This window comes from Mucilaginibacter dorajii, from assembly GCF_024808255.1.
GTDB classification, from domain to species: domain Bacteria; phylum Bacteroidota; class Bacteroidia; order Sphingobacteriales; family Sphingobacteriaceae; genus Mucilaginibacter; species Mucilaginibacter dorajii.
This window is the reverse complement of record NZ_JANTYS010000021.1, coordinates 89316-103004: the sequence shown is the minus strand read 5'-3', so window position 1 is coordinate 103004 and position 13689 is coordinate 89316. Positions and strand designations below refer to the sequence as shown.

The window sequence follows — 13689 nt, the reverse complement described above, 5'->3', positions numbered from 1 at the left end:
AATTGGTCTTATCTTTTGCATCCTTATTTGCACAGCAGCTATCGCCATTATGAAAAAGCGCAATTCACATACAGGCGATCGAACAAATGAGGCATTGTACTCGTAAAAAGCGCAGTATTGGTTATCCGTATCAAAAACTGATGATCAATAGGCCCATATAATAATGTGTGCGTTTGGGGTTTTTATGCCCCAAATTTCCTGCAAGATTTATTTCAACGGGCATTTTAACTTAAATTCAATACACTAACTTATGGTATGGCCTTTGCTATGGTCATTATTGGTTTTTATTGATATTTAATTAACCGCTATTTGCTAAATGAAAAAAATCTTACTCCTGTTCCTTTTACCAATATCTGCATTTGCTCAAACGGCCGGCACCTATATCCAAAATGGAAATGCAAGGGCCACTGAAAAGGATTATAAAGGAGCTATTCAAAACTTCAATAAAGCAATAGAACTTAACGATAAAAATGGGGATGCATACTTTTACCGTGCAAATGCCAGCGGCAACCTCAAAGACTATAAGTCGGCAATTGAAGATTACAGCAAAACCATAGCACTAAAACCCGATTTCGCAACTGCATATTACTATAAGGCCAATGCCGAAAGCAATTTGCAAAATTACCAGGCTGCCATTGATGATTTTAACAGAGCTATCGCCATAGGGCCTAAAACCGGCGAAATGTTCCTCTATCGCGGTAATGCAAAATCAAACCTTAATGATAATGCAGGTGCCATTGCCGATTTTACCATAGCCTTGCAGTATGCACCCAACAACGCCGAAATTTATGAATACAGAGGTTTAGCCAAAAACAACAGAGGGAATTATGCCGCTGCGGTTGATGATTACAACATAGCAATTAAGCTAAACCCCAAAAAAGACGCACTTTACCAGTATCGCGCCGGTTCAAAAGCCAGCATGGGCGATCACCAGGGTGCTATAGTTGATTACACAGCTGCCCTCACTATAAATCCTCAAAATGCTGAAGCTTATTTTTACAGGGGCAACAACAAAAGTGATCAGCAGGATTATAAAGGGGCCATTGAAGATTATAAAAAAGCAGCAGCGATAAACCCACAGCTTAAAAACCTTTTCCTTTACCTGGCCAATGCCGAAAGCAACACGGGCGACAATAAAGGCGCCCTTGACTATTTTAACAGCGCCATCAATCAGCGTCCGCAGCTTGGCGAATTATATATTTACAGAGGTATTGTTGAAAGCAATATGAAGGACTATGGGAACGCCATGACCGATTTCAATAAAGGAATTGCCCTTGGCAACCGTACTTCAGAAGCTTATCAAAGCCGCGCTTACGCAAAACTATCAACCAAAGATGCTCCGGGTGCTAAATTAGATGCAGATACCGCAATATCACTCGATCCGCATAGTTTAAACGCCTACATCAGTCGTAGCAAAGCCAAACTGGCTATGAAAGATACCAGCGGTGTAATGGCCGATCTGGCCCTGGCTATATCCATCAATAACAAAAGCGACGAAGCTTACCTGGTACGAGGTGATACGCATCGCGACCTGGGTGATATGACTGCCGCCATTACTGATTACACCAAAGCCATACAAATAAACCCAAACTATACTTATGCCTACTTAAACCGCGGTATTGAAAAGGATAAGATGAATGATAAAGCCGGCGCGGTAAAGGATTTTGAAAAGCTGATATCCATATCGCCGAAGCGCGAGGATGCCTATACACGCCTTGGTAAAATTGATAACTTTTATAAATATACACCCAATGGTGTAAAATTATTTACCGCGGCCATTGCCCTAAATCCGGCTAATTCAAACTTTTATCTCTACCGCGGCGAAGCCAAAGCCGCCGCAGGCGATATCAAAGGCGCTATGCTTGATTACGACGCCGGACTTGTAAAAAACCCGAAAAACACATCAATACTTTTAAAACAGGGCATTGCCGAAGCAAGTATAGGCGACTATGCGGGTGCTCTTGAGGATTATAACGCATCCATAAAAATTGATTCGACATCTGATGCTTCGGCACTTTCGTTTCAATATCGTGGTTATTTGCAATATAAGCTTGGTAACTACAAAGCAGCCATGAAAGATTTGGATAAAGCTGTTTCTATATTTTCAAACGATGAAACGTTTTTATTCAGGGGGGATGTTAAACTGGCACTAAAAGATTATGCAGGGGCTACTGATGATTATCATAACGCTGTTTACTTAAACCCGACATTTGCAAGGGCCTTAGCACATAGCGGAATAGCCAAAAGCTACCTCAATGATGCACAAGGTGTTAATGACGATTTTGCAGCCGCGCTTAAAGCCGACCCGACAAGTGCCGACACTTATATTGACCGCGCCGCCGCTAAAGTGAATTTAAAAGATGCCGCAGGTGCCGTAGCCGATTGTAACCAGGCCATAAAACTAAGTCCTAAAAACTCAAGAGCTTATTTGCAACGTGGTCTTGCAAAATTTGCGCTTAATGACAAAACCGGAGCCTGTACCGATATGAAAACCGCTGTTAACAGCGGTTCAAAAGAAGCTCCAGCTATTTTGGCGAAATACTGTAATTAGGACTGCGGAACTTTTGGACAATGGGACTTTTGGATAAAGGCTATTGGAAATCTAATAAACAAAAAGAGGTTGGGCCTAATGCCCAACCTCTTTTTGTTTATATTTCTTATATTTAGCAGTTCAGTCTGTAATTGTAAAGCATTTCAAGTTTTATAAATCCAAAAGTCCGCCAGTCCCCAAAAGTCCTAAACAGCTTTCTTTTCCGCACTCCCTAAATGCGCTCTTAATTCTTTTAATTCTATTTCATAGGCGCGCATACGGGCTTGTAAAATATCTACTTCGGTACGCATCATTTGTATTTCGGTGATCAACTTGGCCGATTCGGGTTTGTTAATTTGTTTTTCACCGGTACCCAGGATTAGCCACTCTGGCGAATATTTAAGCTGAAAGCAAAGTTTACGGATAAGGTAATAACTGATATCCTGCTTTTTATTGATCACCTTGCTTATAAAACCCTGATCAACACCAATAGCTCCGGCCAAACCCAACTGGCCGCCGTGCTCCTTCACAATTACTTTTAACCGTTTTATTATTGCTTCGTCAGACATATTGCGCTGCAATAATAAACAAATTGTTTATTGGTTCATTAGTTCACTGGTTTATTTGTTCATTAGTTACTAAATAGTGGTCGCATAAATGAAAATAGCGGTACCGATACACGTGTACCCAATCAACAAGGATTCTAACTCACTCATCAGAAAAGACTAATGAACCAGTGAACTAATGAACCTTAAATTAATGAACAAAGGAACTACGGAGATGCTCTTCGGTCATGTGTAAAAGCTGGTTAAGATGCCTGTTATAGGTATCCATATTGATTTTGCCCGATTTATAATCGGCTGTAGATTTTTGGAGTTGGGCTTCAATTTTAGGTACAGACCCGGCCTGTTTAATGGCTTTATTTAACTTCTCAAGCTTTTGGCTCATGCTCTGCATCATCAGCAAGGGTTCAACATCATTGGTTTGCACCAATGTTTTCTTTACTTTACGACGTTGCTGAGTATCAAAGTAAATAATAAGCACCACGACAACGGATCCGAGGATAGCAAAAAAATAAAAAGAGTCCATATAGCTTAATGATAGCAGTTTATAATACAGCCTATTACGGATTGTTTAAATTATTGTTACGTCGGGTTTCAACATATGGGGTCATTTATTTTAGCACAATTAACCTATCTGTATATCAATCCCATCACAATATAATTTGTAAGCAATACTTTTAAATTGCGTCTAAAAAGCGGTACTTTGTATTGAGTTAAATTGATGTGAAACAAAACATCTGTTTAAAATGCTATAACTATGAAACCAGGAGATAAGGTAATTTGCATTAACGATAAAATTGATCCCGAAAAAAGCGAAGAGATAAGACGTGATTTTGAGATCTGGATTACCCGCGACAAAGAATATACTATTCGCGAGATACTGGATAACAATGGCATTGTTACCGGGGTATTATTGGAGGAGGTACACAACTTCCCCAAATTTTTCAAGTTGATAAACCGTTTCCAGGAGCCGGCCTTTGCACAATGGCGTTTCCGCAAACTTAATTATGCCAGTAAGCCTGCAGAAGCGATTAGCGAGGTAGAAGAGCTGGTAGAGCAATTGGAACAGGAACAACAACAGGTAAAAGTTAAGTAGAGTTGCCCCTGCGTTAAAATAAGTTAAACAGTTGCATAAATAATTCAGGTAGCAGATATTTATATAAATATCTGCTACCTGAATGAAAAACCTATCTATCCTGCTACCCTTATTGGCGATCTCCTTGTTGCCGGCATGTAATAACACTGCAAAAAACACAGCCGCTTTACCCATTAAAATTCAAAACAACGGCGTTAACATTGCTTATACAGACACGGGCAAAAGCGACACCACCCTATTGTTCGTTCACGGTTGGTGTATCAATAAAAGCTATTTTACTGATCAGAGCACTTACTTTGGCAAACGTTACCGTGTAGTCACTATAGATCTGCCGGGCTACGGTCAATCGGGCAAAAACCGCGCCTCGTGGACAGTTAATGATTTTGGAAAAGATGTTGCTGCGGTGGTTACCCAGCTCAACCTAAAAAACGTAATACTGATAGGGCATTCTATGGCAGGTGCAATTATTGTACAGGCCAAAATAGATGTGCCTGGTAAAGTGATAGGCCTTGTGGGCATCGATAATTTTAAAGACTACAACGCTGCCCAGGATACCGCCAAGCCCGATCCTGAATTTGCCAAGGTTATTACTATGCTGAAAAAGAACTTTAAGACAGTAGCAACCGGCTTTTTTAATCAATACCTGTTTTATAAAACTACCGATACGCTGGTCCGTAAGCGTATCTTAAATGATGTTACTCACGCAGATAGCGCAATAGCCATTGCCAGTATGGAAGATAATAGCTTTAAAACCGGGCCAAAACTTAAAGCGGCCAACATGAAACTCCACCTGGTAAATAGTGATTATTTCCCTAATGATACCACAGGATTTATAAAAGCTGGTATCCCCTACCAATTATTGGTGATTCATGCCACCGGCCATTTCCCAATGGTTGAAAAGCCAAAGGAATTTAATGTATTACTTCAAAAAGCTATTGACGATATAGGTAAACATTAAACCCCAAAACTACCTTGTTTGATGCTTTTGACACACTTACATAAATATGAACAAAATGCCATTTAGCATACATAAAATCCGGCGAAAAAGTTTATTCATAATCTCCTGCGGCCTCGGTTTCAACCAATTGGGTAAGTACGGCTTTTAAAGTTGCTTCACGGGCCCATTGTTGCTCATTTATAGATGCATCTTCCTGGTACCATTTAATAGGTGTGTTTATTTCAATGCGTGCCCTATAAACAAAGTTTTTGGTTGGGTGCATTTTACTCCCCTCATAGCTATTGAGGTTCTCGCCTTTTATTATCTTGGCAAAGTCGCGTACTTTGATATCAAGCTGCAGGCATTCGTCGAGTGAATTTTTAAAATCCTGTTTATCCTCAAGCCAAAGCGTAAGTATTTCATCGGTAAGATCATGGTCGGCAATACAAATGCGACTGTAATCATAATCAACGGAGATAATCATCCACCAAAGCTGATCTCTTAATTTTTGTGAGATTTTCATTTTGTTAGTTTATTGGTTCATTTGTTCATTAGTCTTTTGCGGCGGCCTATTGCAAACCCACAACTGCCTACTGGCAACTGCAGACTGCTATCTGAAAGCAGGCATCCAGCCAGGGATGTATTTTTGGATGGCGGCAATTTCATGGCTTAACTTTTTGCAGGCAGCCTGGTAAGCCTGGTAGCGTAGCAAAGGTTCAGGCATTTCAGAGTTAGGCCCGGTGGCTAAGTCGTCAGCGTGGTTTGTTGTGGGTATTTGCTTAAGGGCTGAGTAAGCGATGTACATATAATTATTTAATGGTTAATAGTTCTGTATTTAAAATTCTGTATATTCTTGATATTTATATTTGTTACTATCAAAATTTGTAGTACATTAGCGTAAATCAACGGAACAAATATAAAGAAATATCTTTATTTAAATCAAGAATAATCTTTAATTTATTTTCACAATGGATAACGAACTAAAACCCAGTAAGATAAAAACAATCAGGCCAGAAACCCTGGAGTTTATCATACTTTACAGTCAATTAAAAGGAAAAGCCTTTACCGGAAATGCGCAGCTGGCTGAGGTATTGGGATTTAATTCGCCAAGTTCTATTACAGAAATAGTAAAGAGCAGGCAGAATATTGATCCAGAAAAGCTTCGCATCTTTAAAGAAAGATATAAAGATTACATTGAAGGCAATAGACCCGCACAAAATCAAGAAAATACTGTAACAAGAAAAATTGAGGAGGGGATTCCGATGTATGAAATTATAGCTACCGCATCGGGCGTAGAAGTGTATAATGATATTAATGATTCGCAGCCGGTTGGGCGTATGAACTTTCCGGGGATAGAAGATTGCGATTTTGCTTTGCCAGTTTGGGGACACTCCATGTACCCTTATCTGGAGAATGGCTGCTGGGTAGCCCTCAAAGTGATTCATGATAAAAAAATCCTACCCGGCGAGGTTTATTATATTGAATGGGGCGACTACAGGATGTACAAACGCCTGCTGGCCGGCGATAACGCCGATGAAGTGATAGCCCACTCTGATAATACCACCGAAATGGTTGGAAACAGGCTTAAATACGCTCCCTTCCCTATTAATATTACAGACATCAAAAAACTTTGCCTGGTTAAAGACATCCATAAAAAACACAATCATTAGGCAGATGTGCAAATTTCAGATATGCAGATTTCAGATGCACAGGTAAGGAAAATAAATGCACACACTCCAGGTGTGCAGATTTATGAAAGATAGATGTACAAATTCCAATCTACGGATGAAAACAAATAAGCCGACCTGTTAACGCAAGTCGGCTTATTTGTTATAAAGTGTCTGATAATCTTAGTCACAAACATCTGCGCATTTAAAATCTGCACATCCGTACATCTCATTCCTTGGGCGGATCTATTTTAAATATTATACAATCGAGGTCGGTTTTGAGGTTTTCAATGAGTTCCTGCAATTCCTCCTTATTAAGATCATCCCTAAAATCATCGCGCTTTGTTTTACCAATATATTGTAAATACGGAGCAATCATTAAATTATGCTTTTTATTAAGACGCTCGCCGTTATATGCAATTATTTCAAACAGCAGATTGAGGTGTTTATAGTAATTACGCTTACTTAAGTGTTCAATATCAATTGATTCCCTTTTTATTTGTTTCAAAAATTCTTCGAGAATCATAATTAATTATTTATATTTAACACCCGCTATTTATGTACCCTCGTAAATATATAAAGAATGCGGGCAATACCCCCGTTAATACCCAGATGATTTAGAAATTAACGGCGCGACCTAAAATAAAATTATTTAAATATCCCTAAAGGTTTTAAAACAGTTTATTAGTATCGTTGTTAGATCACTAAATATTCACAGCAGATGGTAGTCAAAGCCCTACATTTTGTTACACAACAACTAAGCGTTGGCAATGCATTCCAAAACATCGCTTTTTACGGCTTGATGACCTGTATGGTTTGTTTAATAATTGCGCAACTTCAAACCAAGCCCTCCCTTGCAAAGCGCAGGTCATTCGTCAAATAAAGCTTTCCTGGCGCCTATCACGCTGCTATATTAGCCGGATGTTATTTTATATTAATTTATGAACATCAGACTTGGTACTTTAACCGATATTTCGCAGATTATGCAGCTTATTGCCCAGGCTGTGCCCATCATGATTGCGTCGGGCAATAATTTACAATGGGATAGCACCTACCCTAACACTACGGTTTTTGAAAACGCCATTACACTAAACCAGCTTTGATTAGTCGATATTGACGGTACATTGCAAGAGTTGCTGCCATAACTACCCGCCAGGAGGCCGAGTATTCAGAAGTGGTGAGATATTACCCAGGCTGCAATTGTTGCCCACCCGCCTGCGGTTAGTCGAGGAAACGGCATCGCTGGTTTACTACCACAATAAACCGAACTGGAAGCCATACACCGGGATATAAAAATATTGCATATAAACAATACCAACAACGGGGCTACACAAAAACCATTTCCAAAATCAGGTTACATATTTGCGGAGAAATAGCCTTGAGTTTCAAACGTAGACTACGATTTTATTGTTATGAAAAAAGACTTCATTAATACTCGTTAACTACAAGGAAAATAGCATACAAAACAGCCGCTCAAAGCGGTAAAACCCTGCAAAGAAACACATCTGCAAGCTATAGATTATTAACAAGGCCACTTTTGCTTAATAGTTATCAACATTTGAGCATTTTCCTAACAATACGAAAAATATTTCCGTATAACACCCTATATTTATTACAACCAATACCGCGGTAAACACCCCCACTACCGCGCAAAAGAATTGTAAAACGCTGAAGAAAGAATAAGATGGACCCTGTAATGACGCTTGTAATTGCCGCTATTGTAGCCGCTATTATTTTGGTTTTTTTTAATAAACAACAAGCCAATAAGGTAAACAACAACATGTACGTTGATGATGTACAGCACCTTTATTTACTTACCACCGCCGAGTACAAGATTAAAGCCCTTGAAAACCAGCAATACCTGGCTATCGATAACGAATTAGCCCGCCTAACCGCCAATTACCGTATGGGTGAAATTCAATTAAACGAACTTAATAACAGGCTTGACTATTTATTAGCCGAGTTTAAAATAAACGCTACCGAATTGGCAGAGGCTATTTAAAATCTCCAACTAAATAGTTATTATTTATTGGCAGGCTTTACTTATATGGAAACTTACGGTATTGTAAGGGCATAATCCTAAAGTTAGCACCATCTACAAGCAAAAATATCTCTTGTATCATTATTAGTGCCGCAATTAGCCGCAAATGCACTTGAGATCGCTACGGCCACAATTACGCAACCTATTTGTGGTTAAGACTTATAGCTATGCTTATTTAACAAATAAGCATTCATTTTGAATGAACGCAATTGAAATACCCGGTAATTATTTCATTCAATAAAAAAGCCGGACTATGCCGGCTCATATTCAAAAAGAATAATTTTTTATTATTTGTTAGTTACGTCTAAAACCGCCTTTACCACCGCCGTTGTTGCCACCGCCGTTAAAACCTGGCCCTTTGTCTTCGGCAATATTTACCGTAATTCTGCGACCGTAATAACTTGCGCCATTCATACACCTTATCGCTTCCTTCGCTTCGTTATCGTTCACCATTTCCACAAACCCAAAACCCTTACTCTCTTTTGTTTCGCGGTCTTTAATGATTCTGAGCGATTTAACCGGCCCAAAATCTCCAAACACAGCTGTTAATTCGGCCTCATCTACTTCTAAAGGAAGCCCTGCAATAAATACTTTCATCAATGTCTTTAAAATTTGCATAAAGGTACTAAAAATTAAGGGCATTTAGGCGAATGGCGTGCTAATTGCCCTTGCATAACGGCATTTTTACCTTTCAATTACGCAACACCATAGGGTATTTGTATAATTGGAATTTAGAATACAGGAGTGGCTATTTATTATTTAAGCTGGAGTTCAAAACTACCTTCAACGCGATAAAATGGAGAGTTTTCTTTATCGTCTTTAGCCAAAAAGGTAAAGAATGTTCCTTTGGCTATCATGTTATCTTTGTTGTATTGTTCAATGGTAATTTTACCGGTATCATCCTTGCCAACAAATTTGGTGAGCGTGTACTGCAGCAAAGGCTTTTTCTCGTCAACAGTAAAAAGAAACTGGCCACCGGCTACCTTGCTATTAACTTTAGCTGCTGCAAACCCTTCTGAACTGATGCCAAAACTCATGGTGTGGGCCTTATTTATAGCTGTAATACCGTAATATTTATTGTCTCCATTATGTACGTTGATAAACGCTATAGAATCTGTAGCAGCATCAAATGTATAGGTTGAGTCCCCGATTGTTATTTTCAGGGAACCTTTACCTGCTAAGAAGTTTCCTGGGGTATTGATAATATTAAGAGCGGCACTATCTACGGCTGGCTTAGCGGTTTCCATAGCCTTTACGCTATCATCTTTCTGGCAGGATGAAATTGCCACCGAAATGATTAAAGTGCAAAAGATAAACCATTTAGTTAACCGGATACTGTTCATAGGTAAATTGATGGTTAAAGCTAACAATAAAAAATTTAAAAGTTTATTACTACATTAAATTTAATAAATAAATTAATGCTTTTTAACTTACGTATGATAAACCGAGCTGATACCTGCTCCTTACTGTTATTTAAAAAATACTATCAAAATATTATTGATAGTACCACTTTTCCAATCTAACCATTAACAGCAACCTGAATGCAGTAAATAGTATTGCTACTACTATTTAAAAAACCTCCCCAACGTTGATGAACAAGCCCTTTGAACCTTGTTTACCAAATCCATAATCAATAGCGATATTGGTTTTGGATACTTTATTAAGCTTAATGCGCAAACCAGGCCCATAGCCCGGCTGCGCCGCCTGCAAACCGGTGCCCGGCGCGGCCGAAAAAGATTGACCGTTTACAAACACCACACCACCTAATAAGCCGTTACTGGTTATTTTAAAGCGGTATTCGCTTTCTAAGTAAATCATCTGGGCGCCTCTAAACCGTCCCTGAATATAACCACGCCCAGTTGTAAAATTCAGATCGTTACCGGTAGCAGGCAAATCGAGGTAAGCAGGGCGGCCATTAAGTACCAGCCAATCGTACGACCAAAAGGCCAGGATGTTGTCAGAACTTGCCGGAAAACGATAATATTTGCGCACATCAATAATCAATGATCGCCAGGGTGCTGTACTGCCCAAAAACCTGAAATTATCACGGTAGGTAACAGAGCTGTAAAAACCTTTAGATGGATTGATAGAATTATCCCTGCTATCAAAAAGTGTATTAAAAGTTAAACCTGTGGATATGGCGCGCGTTACCGGCCCGTAGCGTTCATAATCAGATACCCTTCCATTTAACTGCCCTTTTTCTGACATATTCCACCTATCGTCAAAAATATAACCAAGGCCTACAAAAAAATCACCGTCAACATTCCTGAGCGCAGTTTCGTTAATGCGTACAAAAGAATATACCAAAGGGTTTTCATTAGCTATATCTGATTTCGACCCCAAACCAAAACTACTTTGCGGGTATTTGTAAAACCGCAAATCGCCAATGAAGGTGTACTTATCATCTTTAGTCCAGATGTTTGACTGTAGCGGGATGATTACCTGTTTTTTTTGAGTGTACGCCGGATTTACCGTGATGGTAGAAATACGGGCTTTAGGCCCGGTGCGGAAGGCGATATTACCAGATATCGTAGCGGCCAAAGCTGTTTGCAAGGTATAACCCACTGCGGGTAAAATAGATATTACCGGCTTTGAAGTTATAGAGTCGACTGTTTTTTTAGGTTTGGCTTTGGTGAAAATGGAGGATATTGCATCGAAGATATCCTTTTCATAAGCAGTATCGGCCGGGGCAGCAATAACGGTATCTTTAAGTTTCGACCGGCCTATAGGAATATACCTCTTATCCTGCGCATGCAGTTTAGTATAACTGGATAACAACACAAGGAAAGCAAAACCAAAAAGGACTATTTTTTTGCCCGGCATTATAACTATGCAATTAAATATAAGGTTATCTAAAATTGCAAGTATAAAATAATTAATCAACTTACGGAGCAACATCCGCTTAAATACAACCCTTTATTGCGCTTTTAAACGGGGATCAAAGGTAAACTTGCTAACGCTTGTTATTTTTATTTTATCGTAATCGGGATGGGCCGGGTTAAGCAGGTAATTATATTCCATGTCGATAATGGCCGATGGCACTTTTAAAACCGCTGTTTCCGCTTTTTGCAACCAGGTATCGCCCAATTGCTGGGTATAAGGATAATTGATAACCTTATGCCAGTTTTCGTCAAGCTTTACTAATTGCTTAAGGGTGATTTCTTTAATAGCCACATTGTCGGGAATGTCAATAATAACCACCGAAAAATTACCTGTATATAAAGATGTACCTACACTATGCACCACCTTCTCCAGGCATGATAATGCCAGCGACCCGCCCGTATAAATAACATATTGCCCAAGCGAATTCCAGCGCCCGTCAATGCCCGAACCTTTGCGGTCATACGCGTATTTTGTTTGGCTGATGCGGTATACTTTCAATTAATTATTGAATTAATGATTTATTGAATTAGTGATTTTTATCGGAGCCGGGTGAATTGACCTGAGTTATTAAAGATCGATATAGCATTAATACAGGGTTTAATTCATTAAATCAATAATTCAATAACTCAATAATTCCTATCACCTTAAGCAAGTACACCATAATCAATACGGATAAGCTGGGTTAATACAATGCTGATGCCGGTAAGGGTATCGAGCAGATCAAATGGAATGGCATCAATACCAGGGTTATAGTGCTTTAACCAGCTTTTAAACTCATCAAGGGAGCCAAAGGTATCAAGGCCTTTATCAAAAAGCTCAAATAATTGTATGATGTGCTCACTTAAGCCCTGGTTTAACTCCCGTGAACCCTGGATATGTTTACGCAAAGTTGGCTCGGTAATATCAAGCCATTTGGCAATATCAACCTGGGTGGCACCTGTAACACGCAAAAGATCTGTGAGGGCACCAGCCTGCAAGCCCTGTTTTATAGCGCCTAACTTAGCCAAGGGCGACTTAAAATAGGTTTCATAGGGTACCAGTAAATCATTTACCATAAATGTTGCGGTACTTTCATAAACATATGGCTTTACAGGTGCCGGGGTACTTCCCCGTGACGCTACATGGCCTTTAATTGATTTGCTCATATACAAATGTAAATATTTTCTATTTAAAACAAAAATAATTTGCTAAACTGTTCATTAGTTCATTGGTGAAGAGTTCAATAGCTTGTATGTCCAACCAAACTCGCCAACATATCGCTTTGCTAACATAACCCTGCAAAAACAACAGACAAGACCAATAAACTAATGAACCAGTGAACTAATGAACTAAATTATTTGCCAAAAAAATTAGCATATTCAAAATATATTTCTTACATTTGATCTCACTCTATGCCAATCGGCATTTTAAACATAAACATGAAAACTTCACTCAAATTTAAAACTGCTCCGCAGCTGGTGCAGTTAATCGATGCCTATTTCTCACATATCAAGGGAGAATATAAACTTAAAACAACAAAATCAACTACCGAAACCACCAGTCGTAAAGTTTGGACCCGTGATCCGGAACAACCTACATCCTCCAGCCTGGCGCTTTTTCTCGGGTTTGATAGCATGGAGAATTTTAGGATATATGAACAAAAATTGAGATATCTAAAACCCTTCAAATACGCCAGGCTTCGCATAGAAGCCGCTTATGAGCAACTCTTGTTTGAGAAGCCCACAGGTGCCATTTTTGCGTTAAAGGCTATGGGTTGGAAAGAGAAGCCAGATACCAACATATCGGCTACTGAAAATAAAACTTTTAAAGTTGAAATCAACAGCACAGGCCCTACCCCGGCAGGAAACGAAAAGGAGGTAAAAATGTGACCTTTTGATTTAAGGATTTGAAAATTTAAAAACGCCCTTTCCTGTTGCCTATTCCCCAAGGCAACTTTCAATTGCACAACACACTTACTAAATGGCAGTAATGC

At 39.3% G+C, this 13689-nt stretch carries 17 protein-coding genes; 7 read left to right on the top strand and 10 right to left on the bottom strand.

The genetic code is table 11. From position 1 onward, the window contains the following. Positions 1-316 precede the first annotated feature (316 nt). On the top strand, positions 317-2551 hold the full coding sequence (locus FHS10_RS22920; RefSeq protein ID WP_259095606.1) for a tetratricopeptide repeat protein: 2235 nt from the start codon (positions 317-319) through the stop codon (positions 2549-2551). A 185-nt stretch (positions 2552-2736) separates the two neighbouring features. On the opposite strand, the gene FHS10_RS22915 is transcribed toward FHS10_RS22920, so the two are convergent. Both FHS10_RS22915 and FHS10_RS22910 read right to left on the bottom strand, forming a co-directional pair. Continuing rightward, positions 2737-3099, bottom strand: a complete 363-nt coding sequence (locus FHS10_RS22915) for a helix-turn-helix domain-containing protein (RefSeq protein ID WP_259095604.1) — start codon at positions 3097-3099, stop codon at positions 2737-2739. Positions 3100-3286: 187 nt separating this feature from the next. Next, positions 3287-3619, bottom strand: a complete 333-nt coding sequence (locus tag FHS10_RS22910) for a hypothetical protein (protein ID WP_259095602.1) — start codon at positions 3617-3619, stop codon at positions 3287-3289. A gap of 231 nt (positions 3620-3850) precedes the next feature. On the opposite strand from FHS10_RS22910, the gene FHS10_RS22905 reads away from it, so the two are divergent. After that, on the top strand, positions 3851-4189 hold the full coding sequence (locus tag FHS10_RS22905) for a hypothetical protein (RefSeq protein ID WP_259095600.1): 339 nt from the start codon (positions 3851-3853) through the stop codon (positions 4187-4189). A gap of 82 nt (positions 4190-4271) precedes the next feature. Continuing rightward, positions 4272-5147, top strand: coding sequence for an alpha/beta fold hydrolase (locus tag FHS10_RS22900; protein WP_259095598.1), 876 nt, complete (start codon positions 4272-4274; stop codon positions 5145-5147). Between the two features lie 91 nt (positions 5148-5238). On the opposite strand, the gene FHS10_RS22895 is transcribed toward FHS10_RS22900, so the two are convergent. Both FHS10_RS22895 and FHS10_RS22890 read right to left on the bottom strand, forming a co-directional pair. Further along, positions 5239-5649, bottom strand: coding sequence for a hypothetical protein (locus FHS10_RS22895; RefSeq protein WP_259095596.1), 411 nt, complete (start codon positions 5647-5649; stop codon positions 5239-5241). Between the two features lie 87 nt (positions 5650-5736). Further along, entirely contained in the window at positions 5737-5931 is a 195-nt protein-coding gene (locus FHS10_RS22890) for a hypothetical protein (protein ID WP_259095594.1), read from the bottom strand. Positions 5932-6094: 163 nt separating this feature from the next. Between FHS10_RS22890 and FHS10_RS22885 the strand changes: the two genes are divergently transcribed. Next, positions 6095-6796, top strand: a complete 702-nt coding sequence (locus tag FHS10_RS22885) for a S24 family peptidase (protein ID WP_259095592.1) — start codon at positions 6095-6097, stop codon at positions 6794-6796. A 226-nt stretch (positions 6797-7022) separates the two neighbouring features. On the opposite strand, the gene FHS10_RS22880 is transcribed toward FHS10_RS22885, so the two are convergent. Further along, positions 7023-7319, bottom strand: a complete 297-nt coding sequence (locus FHS10_RS22880; RefSeq protein ID WP_259095591.1) for a hypothetical protein — start codon at positions 7317-7319, stop codon at positions 7023-7025. A gap of 415 nt (positions 7320-7734) precedes the next feature. Here FHS10_RS22880 and FHS10_RS22875 point away from each other — a divergent pair, with 415 nt between their 5' ends. Continuing rightward, positions 7735-7896 carry a hypothetical protein gene (locus FHS10_RS22875; RefSeq protein WP_259095589.1) on the top strand — a complete coding sequence of 54 codons (162 nt, stop codon included), beginning with the start codon at positions 7735-7737 and terminating at the stop codon, positions 7894-7896. 593 nt (positions 7897-8489) lie between these two features. After that, positions 8490-8795 (top strand): hypothetical protein, encoded by a 306-nt coding sequence (locus FHS10_RS22870; protein WP_259095587.1) that lies wholly within the window; start codon positions 8490-8492, stop codon positions 8793-8795. Between the two features lie 333 nt (positions 8796-9128). Here the strand turns inward: FHS10_RS22870 and FHS10_RS22865 are convergent, their stop codons facing one another. The 5 genes from FHS10_RS22865 to FHS10_RS22845 all read right to left on the bottom strand — a co-directional run bounded on the left by FHS10_RS22865 (position 9129) and on the right by FHS10_RS22845 (position 12862). Further along, entirely contained in the window at positions 9129-9431 is a 303-nt protein-coding gene (locus tag FHS10_RS22865; RefSeq protein ID WP_259095585.1) for an RNA recognition motif domain-containing protein, read from the bottom strand. A 158-nt stretch (positions 9432-9589) separates the two neighbouring features. Further along, complete coding sequence (locus FHS10_RS22860) at positions 9590-10177, bottom strand: hypothetical protein (protein ID WP_259095583.1); 588 nt, start codon at positions 10175-10177, stop codon at positions 9590-9592. Between the two features lie 226 nt (positions 10178-10403). Further along, on the bottom strand, positions 10404-11657 hold the full coding sequence (locus FHS10_RS22855) for a BamA/TamA family outer membrane protein (protein ID WP_259095581.1): 1254 nt from the start codon (positions 11655-11657) through the stop codon (positions 10404-10406). Between the two features lie 93 nt (positions 11658-11750). Next, positions 11751-12215, bottom strand: a complete 465-nt coding sequence (locus FHS10_RS22850) for an RES family NAD+ phosphorylase (protein ID WP_259095579.1) — start codon at positions 12213-12215, stop codon at positions 11751-11753. 146 nt (positions 12216-12361) lie between these two features. Further along, the gene (locus tag FHS10_RS22845; protein WP_259095578.1) at positions 12362-12862 is read right to left on the bottom strand and encodes an Xre family toxin-antitoxin system antitoxin; all 501 of its coding nucleotides are present in this window, start codon (positions 12860-12862) and stop codon (positions 12362-12364) included. A gap of 273 nt (positions 12863-13135) precedes the next feature. Here FHS10_RS22845 and FHS10_RS22840 point away from each other — a divergent pair, with 273 nt between their 5' ends. Beyond that, positions 13136-13585, top strand: a complete 450-nt coding sequence (locus FHS10_RS22840; RefSeq protein ID WP_259095576.1) for a DNA-packaging protein — start codon at positions 13136-13138, stop codon at positions 13583-13585. Positions 13586-13689: the final 104 nt, after the last annotated feature.